The following is an 18,554-nucleotide window of genomic DNA, read 5'->3' as shown; positions in this document are numbered from 1 at the left end:
AACGAAATGCCAAGTTCCTTATGGATCGCATCGCCTTATCGGGCCGAATACCCGGGACTGAAAGAAGCTCGAGTACGCTGTCCGGGACTGTCTTTTCGAAGCTTTTCTAGACTCGGATGCGTGGCGGTCCGATGCAGCTTGGTAATAATGTCCGCGATCGCATCGCCGACCCCGGGATTTCGGTGAGCCGCTGCTGCGCGACGAGGCTATCCAAAGGCTCCGTGAGTGCAGCCAAGCTATCCGCAGCCCGTGAATATGCTCTGGCGCGATGGGGATGGCCGTTTCGCAGCGCTGTGCGGTGCGCATATTCCCGCAGGAGCCCGGCGACCGTCCGCGCGTCTGCCTTTGGCATTGAACCGATCCTTTATCTGGCCAGGCGTCGGATGATCTTGGCGGCGTGCTTCGGTCCGCGCCAGCCGAGGAACTTGACCTCCTTGTTCTCAAGCGCGTTGATGGCGCGAAAGAACTCCTCGAGATCGTCGCGTGCGCGAGAAGGAAGATCCCGAATGTCCTCGAGGTCTGCTTCCGGCGGCAAGGTGGTCCGGCCCGGCGAAGACCTGGTCGTTTCGTTCCTTGTTGCCACCAGATTTCTGTTCGAGCTCCAAGACTCCAACAGGCCTGCATTGAGCACTACACCCGGATAGGTCCTGGTATCATGGATGATCAGCACGTCCAATGGGTCGCCGTGCGGCGCCTTCGTCGAAGGAATGAAGCCCCAGTCATAGGGATAGCTCAGGCCTGCCATCAGGGGCTTGGCCAGGGTGAAGACGCCAAGCTTCGGGTCAAGATCGAGCTTGCACGTACTGCCACGTGGGGTCTCGTCGACGGCGAACGCGTGCTCGTCGTCAGCCCACGTCGACAGAGCCATGAACTCAGCCATCTCGCGCTCCCTTTGCTGCGCCGACGAGGTCTGCCTCGTGCGCACCTCGGGCGCCCTGCGGCTTCAACAATTCCGCGATCCCGAAGGGCGCGAGGATGCCGTAGCAGCCTGCGAGCGCCAATTCCTTGCGCTTGTTGCGGCAGGATATCGGCGGTGCGATCGGTCATCCCTGGCCTTCAGGGGGTTTCCAGCGTGCCAGATAGGTCGTGCGCGGTCGCGTCCCCTGCTCTTCCAGCAAAACGTAATGCAGTCCGTCACCTCGCAGGCGCGACACCTCGGAGTCGAGATTTATCTTATGATCGATCAGAGGCCGGGTTTGCGAGTCGCCAGTCGCTCCGCCAGAATCTCAGCTTGTTCTTTTGTCAGATTCTCGGCGAATGCCCCGTCCTTTTCTATCTGGGCTGGTCCTTTGAGCTCGCTGTCGTAGACCATCCAACCATTGCCACCTTGCCGAACGAGGAAGCGACCTCGCATCGGGCGTCCAATAAATTCCATCTGCAACCACCATCTGCGAATTCCAATCGAGCAATAGACTTACAGGATAGCATCGCCAGCATTGAACCATGTGAATCGGCTCCATCGACTTTAGTCGAGACGTTCTCGCCGGCCTGGGTCATGCGACTGGGTGCCGTTTGGGGACCCTCGCGGGAACAAATTAGGAGAGTCTAAGTTTATTGGGCGACTGGCTGGACCCTTGGTCCGGTGGTTTTGAGGGAAACGGCCGCTCGGCCCCAGTTTGACGCTGGGGCCGTTTCTTTTGGTCGAGTAGAGGCGCGACGACTGAGGCGGCCTTACTCTCTGCTGTCTCGATGAGCCTTGATCTCCACGCGCGCACTAGCGCTATCCTGGACGGACCGTCGCAGCTGGCCTCAGCGTGTGCCCCCTCGCTGGGACCATTCTTTGTCAGTGAGTTGCTCGCGCGCTCGAACTGAGAAGTAGCGGTGTCTCAGCTTGAATTTCGCAGGCCAAGAGCCGCTTCAAGGCGCTCTCGAATAACGCCTGCGTTTGCTCGAACATTTCGAGCAATTCCCGAGCCTCGTTATAACTCGTGTCCCTCGCAATACGCTCCGTCGCGCTCGACGCGCAGACGGTAGCCATCGTACTTGATCTCGTGGAACCACCCCGGGCCACAACTTTCCAACGGTCGGCAGGCAGAACTCGAATGTGGGCATGACCGGCACATGGGTATGTGATGCTGTTTTTGCGAATCCGCAGCAGAGGCCCCGATGTGGCGCTTCTCCGGGGCCTCGCCTTGTGCGGTAGGGGTTCTCGGCCTGGAGAGGACCGAGGAGTTAATACAAACTCCCATCGACGACGGCGTCAAGTCTCGGGAAAACGCGGAAATTGTCTCGCCGGGATTCACATGGTTTATTTTCGGACCGGAGCGTCGTTTGGGATGATCCGAGCAACAGGGCAGCTAATTTTCATTTCGTATTTTTTCAGCCCTAGAACGACGACCGTTGCTTCTTGGCGAACAGCGGCTCGGCGATCCAGCTTGGCCCCAGCATGATCCGGATGCTGGGTCTCTTTTATGAGTAGGAACGAAGCGCAAGCATTGGGTCGCCCCGTTCAGCGCCTCACCGCTACAGGCACTGAGACGCCCAGCTGCACACTGGCCCCAGCTTCACCGCTGGGGCCCTTTCTTATTACGCCGTCCAGATAGGACACTTGCTGGGGCCGTTTTCTGTTAGAGGCCACCAACTGGGACAGCCTACACAGGCCTAATTTTCGTTTTCAGCTTACGATCGATCAGCATCTCGGCCCGGCGCTTTGCCAGTTCTGCCAATCGTGTGCGCACGGTGTGGTGGGTCGTTTCTCCGCCGATCTCAATGATGATCTCGGACTGATCATCATATAGGCGTTTTACCTCGAACGTGACGCCCCTGTGGGTGAAGGTGCTTGGCATATGCAGGGGATAGCAAATCGATGTGCGGTCCTTGTACCGGAATGCTACGGGAAATTGTCCCGGTGTAGGAATGGAGCCATGCAAGGCCACTTGCGGAGGTGGCCTTAATCTCCCGCGTCGCTGGTTAGCGGACTTCCTAGGCCGAGGCCTTCATGGTCCGCTCGACCTCATCAGCTAGCTCCGGTGGTGTGCCGCCAGCTTGGCAAACAGGTCTTTCCTTGTCGGATTGGTCGCCAGCTTGCTGATCAGCTCGCACTCCTCCGCTTCGACGCGAAGCTTCTCTAAGTGCGCCTGCATGTCCTTCATTTTGGGCTCCCGATGCCGAGATGTTATCACGGTTCCGGCCGACAGTATCTTGGAGAAAGTGGCAATTGCATAAGGGCGTGCTAACGTTGGTTCGTTGGGTCCGCACCCGACCATCCCACTGGCCTCAGCGCCGGCCTTAAGGCCCCCAAAGGTGCTGGGGCCTTTTCTATGGCTGCTAGGAACGAACGTAGCCGAAGCTTGTTCGTCTTTCATCCGAATGCTGCTCTCACCATCCCCCGACCAAACCGCATTCGGACAGTGTGCGTGGAAAGCCGATGGCCCCAGCGTGCTCCCAAGCGCTGGGGCCGTCTCTTCACTTCAGGACACCAAATGCCGGCGCACTTCTCCGGGCTCCATGTTGAGCGCTAGGACGTGTTCTGCGGCGAGCTGTCGCTGATGAGGCTAACAACCCATCCTTCCGGGATGATTAGGAACAGGCAAGCGCGAGGGCGGTTATCGGCAGGTCCGCATGCTTTCCCCCCGAGGCATCGGACACCATGGAGCCACGAACCCCAGCGACGCGACCGGCGCGCTGGGGTTTCTCTGACCCCGATCACGCGAACAGGTCTTTGCCGGCCTGCGGCGTACTCCACGTTCAGCCCAATACTCAGCCGACGTCGCCTTGTCCTGTTAGATCATAAAAGGCATCTGGATCTAGGGGTGCAGAAGAAAAAGCAGGCGCTGGCGAAGCCTCTCGCGATCAAGCTGTACTTCGCGCATTACCGCAAGCTCGGCTTCAATCTTGCTCGTGTCCTCATTCAGCCGCCTACATTCGATGAGCTGCGCTTCTTTTTCCGCCAGCCGCCTTTCTCCTTCGACTGTCGCGAATTCAATCTGCCTTAACTCGTCAATGATCGGCTCTTTGTACATCTCGATGCGATGGCTGAACCGTGTGTCATGCTCGTTTGTCTTGCAATCTCCAAACGGCTCAACAACGTTTCAAGTTCCTAATGAGCCTTGCGATAGCGGGAACGACCGCAAGCGCTGCACTTGAGGTGCGCCGAGTTTTCAGCCCAGTCCCAATCCAGGCAGATCGGCGAGCTTCAGCCGGCCGTTGTGCTGGCACCCGACGCAGAACATGAGCACCGTCTTCCGCCGTTGCGATCGACGGGGCCGGACAGTAGCGGAGATGACGAGCGGGCTTGCGGCGCCAGGGCATGCGCCAATGATCGCGAATATCTCGCGCCGAGTGAAGCCGCTAGAGTTCGCGACCGCGATGCGCAGTTATCGCTAGCGATTGGTCAAGTGGCGGCGTCCTTTTCAGTTGAGGGGCCGCCTAGCTTTTTCATGATCCATTCCATGGCTGGATTAGGATAGCGAGATTCCGTCGAATTGACATCCATTCGAGTGGCTGGGTTGAACGTCAGTTCATAGAACGCCGAAATCGATGGCCTCGATGGCTTTTGAAGGGGCGGTCTTGGGCGACGCCAAGGCGCAGTATCACCTGAGCGACGAGAAGCAGATCGTCGCATGGTCCGTTGCGTTCGATCTCATATTGCTTGCTGGTAACCCGGTCGCCGCCTCAGCGCTGAATCGAGGAGGGCGATCACCGCAGGCCACTGATCCGGCTTTGGAAGCCATCGCAAAACACCAGCAGGCGGACGCGGACCACAATGCAGCCATCACGGCGACCGAAGCCACCGAATATCGCTCTGAGGCCTATTGGCAGGCCGACGACCATCAAGGAGCATGTTGCCATGCGGAGGCCGATGCAGCTTGGGATCTGGCCAGGACAATTCCGACGACATTGGCCGGCGTTGCTGCGGTCGTGAACCAGTGCGAAGACAAGGGCGAGGAGTGGCCCAACAGTGACTGCATCGGCAGGGAGGGCCGGCATTATCAGCTACGGCAGACGATGGCCGCTGCAGCCGTCAACTTAGCCTAGCGTGAAGGCGAGGTGCCCGCCGGTTCACGCCGGCGGGTTTTCTCCTGGCGCAATTTCCATTGCTTCGGGTGGTCGACGGTGGCGCGCGCTATGTTCGGCCATGGCTTTCACCGCCTCATCTTCGTCGGCGCAAAAGGCGATGCTTCGCCGATCGGCAAACACGAGCCACTGACGAAGGCCAACTTCCCTGATGACGTACTCGGTCATTTTCGAGCGTCCTGCAGCGAGTGGACTACATCTTATGCAAGCGACGTTGCTGTTCCATTAATCAGAATCCGGCTGGGGTGACGCCGCCGGGCTCGAAATGTTTTGTCGCGGCGGTGGGATTTCAGCTGGCCCCGATAGTCGCTGCTTCGTGGGCTGAAGGGTTAAATCAGCAGCTTCTTGCTCAGCCTTTGTATGCCCAGCGGGCGGTTCAATCGGGCTTTCGGACCAGTGCCTTTCAGGTGCTCCCGTTAGAACCGGCTGCTTACGCCTGGCTGCCCACCGCTGTTCGCATTTTCTTTCAACGTCCAGAGGGACAGTACTCATGCCTCCACCTCGGTCTCGGATCTGCCCCGGTGCTGCGCGTCAACTTACAACTTGTGCAAAAGCTCCTATTGATCTGCCGCAAGTCCCAGGAAAAGACGCCGCCGGTGAGCCCCCCGCGGGGAGGCCGTTCTTCATGACTCTCTAGGAAGCGCAGCGCGGCTTCAGATTGACCGACCGCAGGAAAGTGTCCAGCCCGCTCTGGCTGCAGTTCTTAACTTCGCCAAGCTGTTTCTCCGCTTCGGGGCGGGTAACTGGCGAACTGCTTCCGCTACTCGCATTCGGCTTTGATTTGTACTTGGTGTCCGCAGGATCATGCCAATGTCGAGAAATGATCTTGGCCGGCGCCTTCAATCGATCGGTCGGACGGGGCGCGACAGCTATTGGGGGTGCTGCTGGGGCAGCGATCGTTGCCGAAGCTGAAGCACCCGTTGTGACCGCAGCAACCTCGTTTGCTGGCACGACTTCGTTCTCGACGGCAGCCACATCTGTCGCGGGTGCGGGCTTCAGCGGTAGACGGTCGCTCTTACTCGAGGTCTCCGCCACCGGGTAGGCAATTGGATGTGCTGGCGCGGGATTTCTCCCCAAGGCTGCAACAGCGCCCATTCCTACCAGGCCAATTACTCCGACGGCTACGACCCTAATCCACACCTGATTGATCCTCGACCAACCCAGCGAACCAGAGACTTCCGCCGAAGTTTGCCCAGAATAAGGCTCTAAGCCATTGGTTTGACAGACGGACTTCTTTTCTCCTGGGTCAACCCGGAGCGGCGTGACCTCGGCGCGCCGCCCGCGCTGGAGTGGTTCTCATTTGTGGGCTGACTGGTGAGCTGCTCGAGGGGGCGAAAACTAAAGATTGTTATTTCAATACCTTAGATTGGAGGTGATCGGCTGTTGCCGGTTCTGGAGTACGTGAACCGGTACGAAGAGCCTTCCCTGAGGACCGGCGGTCACCATCCATGGAAGACGGCCGAGTGCGATCAGTTCGAGAAGTGTCATGCCGTCGGCACCAGGGCAAGGCTGGCCTATGAGCTGCTCCTGCAGACCGGCCAGCCACGCTGTGACCTGGTCCGGATGAGGCGGCAGTATATCCGCGGCGGGATGATGGCGATGGGCCGCAAGAAGACTGGGGGTGCCGTTCAACGTCGAAGTCGTGCCACGCCTTCAGGCGGCGATCGACGCAATGCCGGCGAGTGACCATCTGACCTTCCTGGTCACGGCCCAGGACAAGCCGTTTACCGCTGCCGGTTTCGGGAACTACTTCCGCGATACCTGTCACGAGGCATTGCCGGAGCGGTGCACGTCACATGGTCTCCGAAAGGCCGCAGCGACCTATCTGGCCGAGCTCGGCTTTAGCGACCATCAATTGATGGCGTGGTTCGGCTGGTCGTCGATATCGCAGGCACAAGTCTACACGCGAGCGGCAAACCGAAAGAAGATGGCGCGTGAGGGGGCGAAGCTCATTTCAGGAACAGGCACTGGCACACCTTCTGACCCGGTGAGCCAGAATCAATCTCGACCTATTGAGAAGACTGGAGCGGTAAAGTGAACTGGCGATTCCGGCAGGATTCGAACCTGGAACCCGCGGAATAGAAATCCGCTACTCGTTGTTCGGAAGTAAACTTCGCCAACCACCGATTGACCACCGAAATACCGTGAACGAACAGCGATAAAAGTGGTCAATCCGGATCGAGCTTCGTTGTTTTTGTTGATTTTTTCGGTCGCTGATTACGTTCGGGACGCAGGGGTCGCAGGTTCGAATCCTGCCACTCCGACCATTCTTTCAAGCACTTATAGTTTCTGTGTTTTTCGTGCGCAACGACATGCGCATCGATTTGAAGCGCGGCTGCCATGTCGGTCGATTTCGGGACGCTGGTCCCTCCTATCGGCGATTCGGGATCATTGGAGCGCGCGAGGGAAGCGGCCCCTGACGTGAAATTGCGTAGCACGTCACCAAGCACCACACGGTCTCCCTTCGGATCTCTCGGCTGATCCTGTCCGACATCAAAGCACGAATAGGCCGCCGCGAGTAGTGCTCAGCTTGCCGGCGCAGCTACCTGTCAGGGGTTGCCGACCTCAAAGGCCAGCAGAACGTTGCCGGGCAGGCCGCTCCATTGCGCGTAGCCGGAATTGACGTACAGCATGCCGTCGACGACGACCGGGCCGGGTCCGTCCATGGCGCCGCCATGGGCCGCAACTCCGTTGACCGTGGTGTAGTCGCGGGCGGTGTCGATCTCCCACAGCAGCCGTGCGTCATCGGTCGCGTAGGCGCGCAGGAAGCCGCTCACGCCGCCCGAGAAGACGACGCCGGGAATGGCGGTGACCGCCGCGGAGAGCGCGGGACTGCACTGCGGGCGGTCGCCACAGGCCACCGGCGCGACCTGCATCGCGATCTTCCCGGTCGCAAGATCGAGCCCGAACAGGCCGCCACCTTCGCTTGAATTCAGACGTCGCGTGCCGTCCCTTAGAAATCGTACGTCCGAATTGGCGACATAGATTCGGTCCTGGTCGGCGGCGGAACCCCACTCGGTTCCGCCCAACGCGCCGCCCTTGCCGATCCGCGTCTGCCACAGGATCTTGCCCTCATGGTCGGGATCGAGCGCGTGGACCACGCCGGATTTCTGGCCGATCACCAGCACGCGCTGTCCGTTACGCAGGCTCACCAGGATCGGCGATTGGCCGAAGTCATGGTCGGGGCCGCGGTCTTCCGGACAATTGCTCTGATCGGTGCCGAAGCACGCAACGACGAAGCTGTCCTTCGGGGTGGCCTGCTGATGCCACAGCATTCGGCCGGTCGTGAGATCGAACGCGAGGATGGCATCGCTGGTGTCGGTTGCCGGGTCGGCATAGCTGTTCGAGGTCGCGATATAGAGCGACTGGCGCTGCACATCGATCGTCGGAGCGGACCAGACCGACGCGCCGGCCGGACCGAACAGCTGGGTCCCGAGGGCGTTCGCCCGCGTCGGATGCGGTGCCTCGGGGATCGTGTAGGCCTTCCAGATCTGCGCGCCGGTCTCGGCCTTCAGCGCAACGACGCTGCCGCGAAACGTACAGCACTGGTAGGTGGGGCGAGATCCGATGGCCTCCTCGATCGATGAAACCCCGACATAGACGGCGCCGGAATAGAACACTGGCGCACCGGTTATCCGGGCCGCCACATGATCGTCGACCTTGCTCTTCCAGATCAGCTTGCCGGTCGCGGCATTCAGGGCGTAGACGTTGGCGCGCACATCACCAAAGAAGATGGCAGGCTGGCCGTTGTCCAGCGGGGCAAAGCTGATGGCCGTCCGCACCGGCGCCTCGGTCGGAAACGCCCAGCGCGTGCAGCCGCTTTTGGCGTCGAGGGCGTGGACCTTGCGGTCGCCGCCACCGACGAACAGCAAGCCGCCGACGACGGCCGGCTGCGCGTTGGCGTTCGACGTGTCAGGAAATCCGAACGCCCATTTCAGACGCAGCCGCGGGACCTGGTCTTGCGCGAGGCCGGCCATTGCCGCCGGCTGAAACCGGCTGTTGTTGATATCCGTGCCCCAACCGTTCCACCGCGGCCCATCGATCGGCTGCGGAAAGCCGGTCTCGTTCTGCGCGCATTGGCCTGCGCTCTCGGTTGGCACGAGCGACGCGGCCTTTCCGGTGACGAGTGAGGCGATCGCCGCCCGCTCGTCGCTGGTCAGTCCCTGCGCGAAGGATGCCATCGGGCCCGTGGTGATCGCACCAAGCACCTCGTCGAACGATCTGGATTGCAGCGCGGTGCGGCTCGGCGCGCGAACAGCCGCGTTGCTGCTGTCGTGACATTGCGCACAGCGTTGCGCGTAGAGATCGGCACCGGCTTGCTGCGCCGCGGCGGGCAGGCAAGACGAGATCAGGGCGATGGCAATCGCAGCACTCAGTTTCATCGTGATTCACCGGAGTTGGTTTTTGATGAAGAGAGCAATTGCAGCTTAGCACAACCTTCCGGCTGCCATCGTGCTTGGCGGAGGCCGGCCGCACGTATGGCGGTGCAGGATCCGATCGCCGCCTTCAATTCGAGCGCCCGCTGGCGCGATCTCCCATTGACAGGTCGGCCGATGTGATAGAATTATAACAAGATAAGTTGCAAAAATAACAATATGTCACCATCGTACCAGCGCCGCGCGCGGTCGACGGGAGGAAAATTTGGAATTGTCCGGTTCGATCGCAGCCGAGCCTCGGCCGTCGACGGCGCTGTTGATGGTCGGTGGCATCAACAGACGCTTCGGCGGCGTGCGGGCGTTGCGCGACGTCAACCTCGAGGTCCGGGCCGGCGAGGTGCACGCGCTGCTGGGCGAGAACGGGGCCGGCAAGTCCACGCTGATCAAGATCCTTAGTGGTGTCCACGCGGCCGACAGCGGCACGATCGAGATCGCCGGCAAACCAGCTACGTTCGACAGTCCGGCTAGATCGCGCGAGGCAGGCATCGCCGTCGTCTATCAGGACCTCAGTCTCGTCGAGTCGCTGAGCGTCGCCGACAATCTGTTGCTCGGCCGCGAGCCGCGTACGCGGTTCGGCTTTGTCCGCAAGCGCGAACTGATGGCCAGGGCCGGGGCGTTCCTGAGCGAGCTCGGCATTCCCCTCGATACCAAGGCAGCAGTCGGCTCGCTGCCGTTCGCCTACCGCCAGATGACCGAGATCGCCAAGGCACTGATGGGCGAGGTGCGCCTGTTGATCCTCGATGAACCGACATCGTCCCTGACTTCGGATGAAGTTCGTATCCTGTTCGACGCGATCGGCAAGGCGACGCGCCGCGGCGTCGGCGTGATCTATGTGACGCATCGGCTCAACGAGGTGTTCGAGATCTCGCAGCGTGTCACGGTGCTCCGCGACGGCGCCAATGCCGGCACGTTCGTCACCGCCGAGACCGACATGAAGCGGCTGGTGAACTCCATCATCGGCACCGATCGATTGGCGCCCGCGGCGTCGCGCGCTGAACCTGCAGTTGCGCGTTCATTCGATCCGTCGCCGGTTCTGTCGCTGTCGCGCGTGTCGAACGATCGCCTGTCGGCCGTCGAACTGTCCGTGATGAAGGGTGAGATCCACGGCCTTGCCGGATTGATCGGCAGCGGACGCACCGAGATTCTGGAGACCATCTTCGGCCTTCGGCCGGTCGACAGCGGCACATGCCAGATCGACGGTCGGCCATGGCTGCCGAGGAGCCCGGCCGATGCCGATCGACCATGGCGTCGCGCTGGTGCCGGAAGACCGGCATCTGCAGGGCCTGGTGCTGGATCATTCGATCGAGCGCAACATCACCTTGCCGCGGATTCCGCATTTCTCGCGCTGGGGCTTCATGCAGCAGCGCGCCGCCGCCCGGCGTGCCGACGCTGCGGTGGCGAGGCTGTCGGTGAAGGCGCAAGGCGCTTCGAGCCTGGTCAGGACATTGTCCGGCGGCAACCAGCAGAAGGTCGTGTTCGGAAAATGGAATGATCCGCGGCCGCGCGTTCTGCTGCTCGACGAGCCGACGGTCGGCGTCGACGTCGGCGCGCGCGAGGAGATCTACGGCGTGATCCGCAATGCCGCTCGCGACGGCACCGGCGTCCTGGTGGTCTCGTCGGACCTCGTCGAACTGATCGAGCTCTGCGACCGCATCTCCGTGATCGTCGATGGACGCGTGGCGCGAACGCTGCTGCGCGGGGAGATCGATGATGCCGAAGAGCTCCATCATCTGCTGCAGATCTACCAGGCTTCCGAACAAGGCGTATTGCAAGAGCTGCCCGCATGACCGAACTGACCGCGCCCAACCTCGTCGCCTCGTCGACCCGATCCGATCGACGCCGCAAGCTGCTGCAGAATCTGCTGCGGGGTGAGCGGCCCTACATGCTGTACATCGCCTTCGTGGTGCTGCTGGTCGTGTTCAGCCTGTCCTCGCCCTGGTTCCTGTCGGTCGACAATTTCCTGAACATCGGACGCCAGACCACGCTGGTCTCGATCATCCCGGTCGGCATGACCTTTGTAATCATCGCGCGCCAGATCGATCTGTCGGTCGCATCGACATTGGCGCTGTCGGGCATGGCCGCGGCGCTCGCGATGAGTCAGATCAACAATAGCTGGATCGTAGGCGCTGTTGCCGGGCTCGGCACCGGCGCGCTGGTCGGGCTGCTCAACGGCATCCTGACCACGCAGCTCTCGATCCCGTCGTTCCTGGTGACGCTGGGTTCACTGAGCATGGCGCGCGGTTTGGCGATGATGGTAACCAATACCAAGCCTGTCATCATCACCAACGAGACGTACTTTGCGATCTTCGGCGAAGGCTCGTTCCTGGGCATACCGGTTCCGATCGCCTGGACGCTGGTGGCGATGATCGTCGGCATCCTGCTGCTGCACTATAACGTGTTCGGCCGCCGCATCTATGCGGTCGGCGGCAATCCGACCGCGGCGCTGTATTCCGGTATCAACACCAAATGGGTAACGACCGCGGCCTTTGTGCTGACCGGCGCGCTCGCCGGGCTTGCGGCGCTGGTGCTGTCCGCGCGCTCGCACGCCGCGCGGCCCGACGTCGTGCAGGGCATGGAGCTCGACGTCATCGCCGCCGTGATCCTCGGTGGTTGCAGCCTGTTCGGCGGGCGCGGCTACATCCTGGGGACGCTGTTCGGCAGCCTCATCATCGGCACACTCAACAACGGCCTCGTGCTGCTCGGCGTCAGCTCGCCGCTGCAGCTCGTCATCAAGGGAGCGATCATCGTGGCCGCGGTCGCCTTCACGAAACGCTAGAGCACGACGGTGCAGCGCATGGGCCGCAAGGTCAGGCGTTGCAAGGGTAGGGGCAAGGTCGCCGGCCTCCGGTCAATCGGCGACCAAAACGGGAGGAAACAATGAAGCCGATCTTGCGACAAACCCTGCCGCTGACCGCGTTGATCGCGGCGACGGCCATTTCGATCGCCGCCTCGGCTCGCGCCGAAGTGCCTGCAACCTGCGTCAAGGGCGTCGATCTCGCGACGCTTGGACCGAAATCGATCGTCGGTCAGGGGCCGCACGGCGAGAAGGCCGCCTCGCCCGAAGTGCTGGCGCTGTCGGACGCCGATGCCGCCAAGATCAGGGAGAAGCATTTCAAGGTCGGCATCTCCATGCAGACCGTCAATCTCGACTGGGCGCAACTGCAGATCCAGGGCATCACCGATACGCTGAAGAAGTACGGTGTGACCGTCACCGGCGTCGCGTCCGCCGAATATCAGGTCGACAAGCAGATCGCCGATATCGAGAACACCATCCAGCAGCATCCGGATGGCATCATCTCGATCCCGGTCGATTTCACGGCGACCGCACCGACCTACAAGAAGATCGCCAAGGCCGGCATCAAGCTCGTGCTGATGGACAGCATCCCGACCGGCCTGAAGCATCCGGAGGAATATGCCTCCATGATCTCGGCGGACAGCCAGGGCAACGGCCTGATCGCGGCCCAGATCCTGGCGTCCTGCGTCGCGCAGGGCGGCACCATCGGCCTCGTCAATTTCGGCGTCGATTATTTCAGCACCAACGAGCGCACCAAGGGCGTCCGTGAGTGGATGCAGAAGAATCGTCCCGACATCAAGATGAAGCAGGTCGACTTCACCGACCCGCCGAAGGTGTCGCAGATCGCGGGCGACTTCCTCACCGGCAATCCGGATATCAAGGGCCTGTTCGCGGTCTGGGACCAGCCGGCGCTCGATACGCTGAGCTCGATGCGCGCGCAGGGCATCGACATTCCGGTCGCCACCGTCGATCTCGGCCTGCAATCGGCGATCGAGATCGCCAAGGGTGGCCCGCTGAAGGCGACCGGATCGCAGCGCCCCTATGACCAGGGTGTCGCCGAAGCGATGGCCATGATGAACGCGCTGCTCGGCAAGGAAACGCCGGGCTGGATCGGTGTGCAGTCGCTGCCGGTGACGCAGTCCAACGTGTTGGAATCCTACAAGACGGTGTTCAAGAAGGAGCCGCCGCCGGAGCTGACCGACGCCTGCAACAAGGCGAAGCCTGCCTGCAACTGAGCCGCAGGAGTGCGATGCGTGGTCCCGCGAGCCCGCGCATCGTGAGCAGCCTGATCCGGGCGTGCCAGCCCCCGCTCGGATCAGGTTGCGCTGGTCACGTACTCGACGGGAAGGCTACGGAAGTGCTTGCGCATGTCCGCTGACGCCGCGCCGCCGACGATGATGCGCGAGAACGCGCCGATATCGGAGAAGAACGCCGACTTGAGGCTGCCCAGCTTGCTGGCGTCGATCACCAGGATGCTTTCCATCGCGGTCTCGATGACGGCCTGCTTGACGGCGACCTCGTGAAAATTCGAGCAGCTCGCGCCGCGGGTCCAGTGCACGCCGCCCGCGGAGATGAAGGCCTTGTTGATGCCGAGCCGCCGCAGATAGGATAGGCCGTCGTCCGACGCAAAGGACTGCGACGACGGATGGTAGAGGCCGCCCATCAGCATCACCTGCGTGGCCGGCCGTCGCGTGACGATCGACGCCACGTTCATCGAATAGCAGATCACCGAAAGCGGCAGGTCCTCCGGTAGGCAGTCCGCCAGCGACTGCATCGTCGTGCCGCAATCGATGAAGATCGTATCGCCTTCCTTGATCGAGGCCGCGGCAGACCGGCAGGCCAGGCGCTTGTCCTGGGTGTGCTGATCGATCTCCTGCTCGAACGTGTACTTGACCCCGGTCGGCGACGCCGCATTGACGACGTACCCGCCGAGCAGCGCCAGCGCGGCGTCCGGTCCGGCGAGATCGCGCCGGACCGTCATTTCGGAAACCTTGAGGAGCTCGGCGGCGTCCTTCAGATGCAGCGTGCCGCTCGATTCGACGGCGCGGCGCAGCCTCTGCAGGCGCTGCACGCGCGTCTCGCTTGGTCGTGCGTTCGATGTTTCAGCCATTTTGATCGCCGGGCTTGCTTATCCGATTGACAATGATCTTACAATGTTGTGAGTTTATCAACGTCGATTTGTTACAATAATAACATCCAGTCCGGCGGGCTGATCGAGGGTCGGGGACGATGTTCCTCAGGCAGTCGGCAAACCCCGCGGCAAGGTCAGGGGAGGATCACATGTTGCGATCGACACATTCAGTCTATCTGGCGATCTCGTCGATTCGCTAGGACGCACGGCGCCTCCATGACGCAGAGCGTCTTCATGCAGAATCCGTCCCCACTGGCCGCGCAGCCGCCTTCCCCGGGCGGCGAGCATCCGCTGCCGCGCAACGGCGGCCGCACGCTCGAGATGGATTGGGTCGACGAGATCAGGATCAATCTGTCGGCCGCCGAACGCCGCGTTGCGAGCCTGCCGGGCCGGCGCACGGTCAAGAAGGACGCGCAGGCGGCGTGGCTTCTCAAGGCGATCACCTGCATCGACCTGACGACGCTCAATGGCGACGATACGACCGAACGGGTGAAGCGCCTCTGCGCCAAGGCCAAAGCGCCGGTGCGCGGCGACCTTCTCGAGCGGCTCGGCTTTGCCGGCCGTGAGCTGCATACCGGCGCGGTCTGTGTCTACCATCGGTTCGTGGCGACGGCCGTCGAAGCGCTCAGCGGATCGGACATCCCGGTCGCCGCGGTCTCGACCGGATTTCCCGCAGGCCTCGTGCCGCACGATCTGAAGCTGAAGGAGATCGAAGCGTCGGTCCGCGACGGCGCACAGGAGATCGACATCGTCATCACGCGCGAGCATGTGCTGACCGGCGATTGGCGGGCGCTTTACGCCGAGGTGCAGGATTTCCGCGCCGCCTGCGGCGACGCGCATCTGAAGACGATCCTGGCCACCGGCGATCTCAAGACGCTGCGCAATGTCGCCAAGGCGTCGATGGTCTGCATGATGGCCGGCGCCGATTTCATCAAGACCTCCACCGGCAAGGAAGGCGTCAACGCGACGCTGCCGGTGACGCTCGCGATGCTGCGGATGATCCGCGTCTATCAGGAGCGTACCGGCTACCAGATCGGCTTCAAGCCGGCCGGCGGAATCTCGACGGCAAAGGACGTGCTCAACTATCAGTTCCTGATGAAGGAGGAACTGGGCCGCGACTGGCTCGAGCCGGACCTGTTCCGTATCGGCGCCTCCAGCCTGCTCGCCGATATCGAGCGGCAGCTCGAGCATCACGTGACCGGCCACTACTCGGCTTTCAACCGCCACCCCGTGGGATGAGACTCCAGCGATGAGCGTCGCAAGCTATTTCGAGACCATGGAGTATGGCCCCGCGCCGGAGGCGGACGGCGAGGCACGCGCCTGGCTGGCGCGGCATGGCGCCACCTTCGGGCATTTCATCGCCGGCAAGTTCACGGCGCCGCATGCCGGCAAACGCCTCACGACGACCGAGCCCGCCACCGGCAAGACGCTGGCGCGCATCGCGCAGGGCGCCGCCGCCGATATCGAGGCGGCGGTCAGCGCCGCGCGCACCGCGCAGACAGCGTGGGCGAAGCTTGGCGGCCACGGCCGCGCCCGTCATCTCTATGCGTTGGCGCGCATGCTGCAGCGTCACGCCCGGCTGTTCGCCGTGCTGGAGGCGATCGACAACGGCAAGCCGATCCGGGAAACCCGCGATCTCGACGTGCCGCTCGCTGCGCGCCATTTCCTCTATCACGCCGGCTGGGCGCAGCTGCAGGAGCGCGAATTCACCGATCAGGTGCCGGTTGGCGTGATCGGGCAGATCGTTCCGTGGAATTTTCCGCTGCTGATGCTGGCGTGGAAGATCGCGCCGGCGCTGGCCGCGGGCAATACGGTGGTGCTGAAGCCGGCGGAGTTCACCTCGCTCACCGCGCTGCTGTTCGCCGAACTTTCGGCCGAAGCCGGCCTGCCGCCGGGCGTGCTGAACGTCGTGACCGGCGACGGTGCCACCGGCGCGCTGCTGGTCGAAAGTCCCGGCGTCGACAAGATCGCGTTCACCGGCTCGACCGAGGTCGGACGGCTGATCCGCCAGTCGACCGCGGGCACCGGCAAATCGCTGACGCTCGAGCTCGGCGGCAAGTCGCCGTTCATCGTGTTCGACGATGCCGATATCGACGGCGCGGTGGAAGGCGTGGTGGATGCCATCTGGTTCAACCAGGGCCAGGTCTGCTGCGCCGGTTCGCGGCTGCTGCTGCAGGAGGGGATCGCGGAGACTCTCCGCCGGCGCCTGATCCGCCGCATGGAGACGCTTCGCGTCGGCATGCCGCTTGACAAGGCGATCGACATGGGCGCGGTGGTCGCACCGGTACAACTCGAACGGATCAAGTCGCTGGTCGAGACCGGAGTGAAGGAGGGTGCCGAGAAATATCAGGCTTCCGGTGCGATCCCGGCGGAAGGATGTTTCTATCCGCCGACCTTGCTCTGGAACGTGCATCCATCCTCGACGGTTGCGACCGAAGAAATCTTCGGCCCTGTTCTGGTGGCGATGACGTTCCGCACCCCTGACGAGGCCGTGATGCTCGCCAACAACACGCGCTACGGCCTTGCCGCCAGCGTGTGGAGCGAGACGATCGGTCTGGCGCTCGATATCGCGCCGAAGCTCTTGGCCGGCGTGGTCTGGGTCAACGCCACCAATCTGTTCGACGCCAGCGTCGGTTTCGGCGGCTATCGCGAGTCCGGCTTCGGCCGCGAGGGCGGCCGTGAAGGCATGTATGAGTATCTCAAGCCGAAGGCCTGGAGCGGGCGCAAGGCGCGGGCCAAGGCATCGCCGCTGCCGACGGCTTTTGGCGCCAGCGCAGGATTCGATGTGCCGCCGATCGATCGGACGGCAAAACTGTTCGTCGGCGGCAAGCAGGTGCGCCCGGACGGCAATTATTCGCGTCCGGTGCTGTCGCCGAAGGGCCGGCGCCTGGGCGAAGCAGGCGAGGGCAATCGCAAGGATATCCGCAATGCGGTGGCCGCGGCGCGCTCCGCCGAGTCCTGGGCGCGGGCGACGGCGCATAATCGCGCCCAGATCCTCTATTACCTTGCCGAGAATCTTTCCGCGCGCGGCGACGAATTCGCCCGGCGCATCGCCGAGATGACCGGCGTGTCGGCTGCGAAGGCGCGCACGGAAGTCGATGCGAGCATCGAGCGGTTGTTCAGCTATGGCGCCTGGGCCGACAAATTCGAAGGATCCGTCCACGCGCCGCCGCTGCGCGGCGTGGCGCTCGCGATGCATGAGCCGATCGGGGTGGTCGGCGTCGCCTGTCCCGACGAGGCGCCGCTGCTCGCCTTCATCAGCCTGGTGGCGCCGCTGGTTGCGATGGGCAACCGGGTCGTCGCCGTGCCGAGCGAGCGGCATCCGCTCGCCGCGACCGACTTCTACCAGGTGCTCGAGACCTCGGACGTGCCGGGCGGCGTGGTCAACATCGTCACCGGCGATCACAGCGAACTGGTCAAGGTGCTTGCCGAGCACGACGATGTCGACGCGCTCTGGGCATTCGGATCGCAGGACGCCTCAGCGGCCGCCGAGCGGCTGTCGACCGGCAATCTCAAGCGGACTCTGGTCGATCATGGCCTCGCGCTCGATTGGTACGACAAGGCCGCGAGCGAGGGCCCGATCCTGCTCCGCCATGCCGTGCAGGTGAAGAACATCTGGATTCCGTACGGTGACTAAAGGCGTCACGCTACGGTGATACGGATGGGGATCCGAACCGTCAGACTTCGGCGAGTTTGAACACGAGGGAGGGACGCAACATGCTCAAGGGCATCGATCCACTGCTCAATGCCGACGTGCTCTATGCCCTGCGGGCGATGGGGCATGGTGATCGTCTGGTGGTGTGCGACACCAATTTTCCGGCCGACTCGATCGCGCGCCAGACGGTTCTCGGCCGGTTGCTGCGCATCGACAATGTCAACGCGGCCAGGGCGGTTGAGGCGATCCTCTCGGTGATGCCGCTCGACACCTTCGTCGACGATGCGGCCAGCCGCATGGAGATTGTCGGCCAGGCTCAGGAAGTGCCACCCGTGCAGCGCGAGGTGCAGACCGCGATCGATCGCGCGGAGGGACGGTCCTGGCCGCTGGTCGGCGTCGAGCGCCACGCTTTCTATGAGAAGGCCAAGACGGCCTATTGCGTGATCGCGACGGGCGAGCGGCGCTTCTATGGCTGCTTCCTGTTCAGCAAGGGCGTGATCGGGCCGGACGGGGAGTGACGAG

Annotated in this window: 17 protein-coding genes and 2 pseudogenes; 11 read left to right on the top strand and 8 right to left on the bottom strand. The window is 62.6% G+C overall.

Annotation, left to right across the window (positions count from 1 at the left end):
- Positions 1 to 106: 106 nt before the first annotated feature.
- The 4 genes from ACVI1L_RS04400 to ACVI1L_RS04385 all read right to left on the bottom strand — a co-directional run bounded on the left by ACVI1L_RS04400 (position 107) and on the right by ACVI1L_RS04385 (position 3,092).
- Positions 107 to 352 (bottom strand): hypothetical protein, encoded by a 246-nt coding sequence (locus tag ACVI1L_RS04400; RefSeq protein WP_456782376.1) that lies wholly within the window; start codon positions 350 to 352, stop codon positions 107 to 109.
- Positions 353 to 364: 12 nt separating this feature from the next.
- On the bottom strand, positions 365 to 880 hold the full coding sequence (locus ACVI1L_RS04395; RefSeq protein WP_456782375.1) for an inorganic diphosphatase: 516 nt from the start codon (positions 878 to 880) through the stop codon (positions 365 to 367).
- 303 nt (positions 881 to 1,183) lie between these two features.
- Positions 1,184 to 1,375, bottom strand: a complete 192-nt coding sequence (locus ACVI1L_RS04390; RefSeq protein ID WP_456782374.1) for a hypothetical protein — start codon at positions 1,373 to 1,375, stop codon at positions 1,184 to 1,186.
- 1,585 nt (positions 1,376 to 2,960) lie between these two features.
- A complete protein-coding gene (locus ACVI1L_RS04385) occupies positions 2,961 to 3,092 on the bottom strand; it encodes a hypothetical protein (protein WP_456782373.1) in 132 nt (43 codons plus the stop codon).
- A 660-nt stretch (positions 3,093 to 3,752) separates the two neighbouring features.
- Here ACVI1L_RS04385 and ACVI1L_RS04380 point away from each other — a divergent pair.
- Positions 3,753 to 3,935 carry a hypothetical protein gene (locus ACVI1L_RS04380; RefSeq protein ID WP_456782372.1) on the top strand — a complete coding sequence of 61 codons (183 nt, stop codon included), beginning with the start codon at positions 3,753 to 3,755 and terminating at the stop codon, positions 3,933 to 3,935.
- A gap of 544 nt (positions 3,936 to 4,479) precedes the next feature.
- Positions 4,480 to 4,977 (top strand): hypothetical protein, encoded by a 498-nt coding sequence (locus ACVI1L_RS04375; RefSeq protein WP_456782371.1) that lies wholly within the window; start codon positions 4,480 to 4,482, stop codon positions 4,975 to 4,977.
- A 24-nt stretch (positions 4,978 to 5,001) separates the two neighbouring features.
- Here ACVI1L_RS04375 and ACVI1L_RS04370 read toward each other — a convergent pair whose 3' ends face one another.
- Positions 5,002 to 5,184 carry a hypothetical protein gene (locus tag ACVI1L_RS04370; protein ID WP_456782370.1) on the bottom strand — a complete coding sequence of 61 codons (183 nt, stop codon included), beginning with the start codon at positions 5,182 to 5,184 and terminating at the stop codon, positions 5,002 to 5,004.
- A gap of 1,453 nt (positions 5,185 to 6,637) precedes the next feature.
- Here ACVI1L_RS04370 and ACVI1L_RS04365 point away from each other — a divergent pair.
- The gene (locus ACVI1L_RS04365) at positions 6,638 to 7,054 is read left to right on the top strand and encodes a tyrosine-type recombinase/integrase (RefSeq protein ID WP_456782369.1); all 417 of its coding nucleotides are present in this window, start codon (positions 6,638 to 6,640) and stop codon (positions 7,052 to 7,054) included.
- A 130-nt stretch (positions 7,055 to 7,184) separates the two neighbouring features.
- Here the strand turns inward: ACVI1L_RS04365 and ACVI1L_RS04360 are convergent, their stop codons facing one another.
- Together ACVI1L_RS04360 and ACVI1L_RS04355 are read right to left on the bottom strand one after the other, a co-directional pair.
- Positions 7,185 to 7,466 carry a hypothetical protein gene (locus tag ACVI1L_RS04360; RefSeq protein ID WP_456782368.1) on the bottom strand — a complete coding sequence of 94 codons (282 nt, stop codon included), beginning with the start codon at positions 7,464 to 7,466 and terminating at the stop codon, positions 7,185 to 7,187.
- A gap of 99 nt (positions 7,467 to 7,565) precedes the next feature.
- Positions 7,566 to 9,398, bottom strand: a complete 1,833-nt coding sequence (locus ACVI1L_RS04355) for an outer membrane protein assembly factor BamB family protein (RefSeq protein WP_456782367.1) — start codon at positions 9,396 to 9,398, stop codon at positions 7,566 to 7,568.
- Positions 9,399 to 9,711: 313 nt separating this feature from the next.
- Between ACVI1L_RS04355 and ACVI1L_RS04350 the strand changes: the two are divergent.
- From ACVI1L_RS04350 to ACVI1L_RS04330, 5 genes and pseudogenes are all read left to right on the top strand, one after another.
- Positions 9,712 to 10,608, top strand: a pseudogene (locus ACVI1L_RS04350) (ATP-binding cassette domain-containing protein); the annotation flags it as partial.
- 73 nt (positions 10,609 to 10,681) lie between these two features.
- Positions 10,682 to 10,921: pseudogene (locus ACVI1L_RS04345) on the top strand (sugar ABC transporter ATP-binding protein); the annotation flags it as partial.
- Between the two features lie 3 nt (positions 10,922 to 10,924).
- On the top strand, positions 10,925 to 11,239 hold the full coding sequence (locus ACVI1L_RS04340; protein WP_456785682.1) for a hypothetical protein: 315 nt from the start codon (positions 10,925 to 10,927) through the stop codon (positions 11,237 to 11,239).
- On the top strand, positions 11,236 to 12,228 hold the full coding sequence (locus ACVI1L_RS04335) for an ABC transporter permease (RefSeq protein ID WP_456782366.1): 993 nt from the start codon (positions 11,236 to 11,238) through the stop codon (positions 12,226 to 12,228). Before ACVI1L_RS04340 ends, ACVI1L_RS04335 begins: the two co-directional genes overlap by 4 nt.
- A 101-nt stretch (positions 12,229 to 12,329) precedes the next feature.
- Positions 12,330 to 13,481, top strand: a complete 1,152-nt coding sequence (locus ACVI1L_RS04330) for a substrate-binding domain-containing protein (protein WP_057018879.1) — start codon at positions 12,330 to 12,332, stop codon at positions 13,479 to 13,481.
- 80 nt (positions 13,482 to 13,561) lie between these two features.
- On the opposite strand, the gene ACVI1L_RS04325 is transcribed toward ACVI1L_RS04330, so the two are convergent.
- Positions 13,562 to 14,356, bottom strand: coding sequence for a DeoR/GlpR family DNA-binding transcription regulator (locus ACVI1L_RS04325; protein ID WP_057018878.1), 795 nt, complete (start codon positions 14,354 to 14,356; stop codon positions 13,562 to 13,564).
- Between the two features lie 255 nt (positions 14,357 to 14,611).
- On the opposite strand from ACVI1L_RS04325, the gene deoC reads away from it, so the two are divergent.
- From deoC to ACVI1L_RS04310, 3 genes are all read left to right on the top strand, one after another.
- A complete protein-coding gene (gene deoC / locus ACVI1L_RS04320) occupies positions 14,612 to 15,616 on the top strand; it encodes a deoxyribose-phosphate aldolase (RefSeq protein WP_456782365.1) in 1,005 nt (334 codons plus the stop codon).
- 10 nt (positions 15,617 to 15,626) lie between these two features.
- Entirely contained in the window at positions 15,627 to 18,014 is a 2,388-nt protein-coding gene (locus tag ACVI1L_RS04315; RefSeq protein WP_456782364.1) for an aldehyde dehydrogenase family protein, read from the top strand.
- 80 nt (positions 18,015 to 18,094) lie between these two features.
- The gene (locus ACVI1L_RS04310; RefSeq protein ID WP_057018876.1) at positions 18,095 to 18,550 is read left to right on the top strand and encodes an RbsD/FucU family protein; all 456 of its coding nucleotides are present in this window, start codon (positions 18,095 to 18,097) and stop codon (positions 18,548 to 18,550) included.
- Positions 18,551 to 18,554: the final 4 nt, after the last annotated feature.

This window comes from Bradyrhizobium sp. USDA 4516, from assembly GCF_054055915.1.
Note: the sequence above shows the minus strand (reverse complement) of the source record. Positions and strands in the feature narration are given on the sequence as shown.

Bases quoted from the DNA above. Each gene is read 5' to 3' on its own strand.
- ACVI1L_RS04355 (WP_456782367.1), bottom strand. From the start codon at position 9,398: ATGAAACTGAGTGCTGCGATTGCCATCGCCCTGATCTCGTCTTGCCTG.
- ACVI1L_RS04330 (WP_057018879.1), top strand. From the start codon at position 12,330: ATGAAGCCGATCTTGCGACAAACCCTGCCGCTGACCGCGTTGATCGCG.
- ACVI1L_RS04375 (WP_456782371.1), top strand. From the start codon at position 4,480: ATGGCCTCGATGGCTTTTGAAGGGGCGGTCTTGGGCGACGCCAAGGCG.
- ACVI1L_RS04400 (WP_456782376.1), bottom strand. From the start codon at position 352: ATGCCAAAGGCAGACGCGCGGACGGTCGCCGGGCTCCTGCGGGAATAT.
- ACVI1L_RS04385 (WP_456782373.1), bottom strand. From the start codon at position 3,092: ATGAAGGACATGCAGGCGCACTTAGAGAAGCTTCGCGTCGAAGCGGAG.
- ACVI1L_RS04310 (WP_057018876.1), top strand. From the start codon at position 18,095: ATGCTCAAGGGCATCGATCCACTGCTCAATGCCGACGTGCTCTATGCC.
- ACVI1L_RS04390 (WP_456782374.1), bottom strand. From the start codon at position 1,375: ATGGAATTTATTGGACGCCCGATGCGAGGTCGCTTCCTCGTTCGGCAA.
- ACVI1L_RS04325 (WP_057018878.1), bottom strand. From the start codon at position 14,356: ATGGCTGAAACATCGAACGCACGACCAAGCGAGACGCGCGTGCAGCGC.
- ACVI1L_RS04395 (WP_456782375.1), bottom strand. From the start codon at position 880: ATGGCTGAGTTCATGGCTCTGTCGACGTGGGCTGACGACGAGCACGCG.
- ACVI1L_RS04335 (WP_456782366.1), top strand. From the start codon at position 11,236: ATGACCGAACTGACCGCGCCCAACCTCGTCGCCTCGTCGACCCGATCC.
- ACVI1L_RS04370 (WP_456782370.1), bottom strand. From the start codon at position 5,184: ATGACCGAGTACGTCATCAGGGAAGTTGGCCTTCGTCAGTGGCTCGTG.
- deoC (WP_456782365.1), top strand. From the start codon at position 14,612: ATGCAGAATCCGTCCCCACTGGCCGCGCAGCCGCCTTCCCCGGGCGGC.
- ACVI1L_RS04315 (WP_456782364.1), top strand. From the start codon at position 15,627: ATGAGCGTCGCAAGCTATTTCGAGACCATGGAGTATGGCCCCGCGCCG.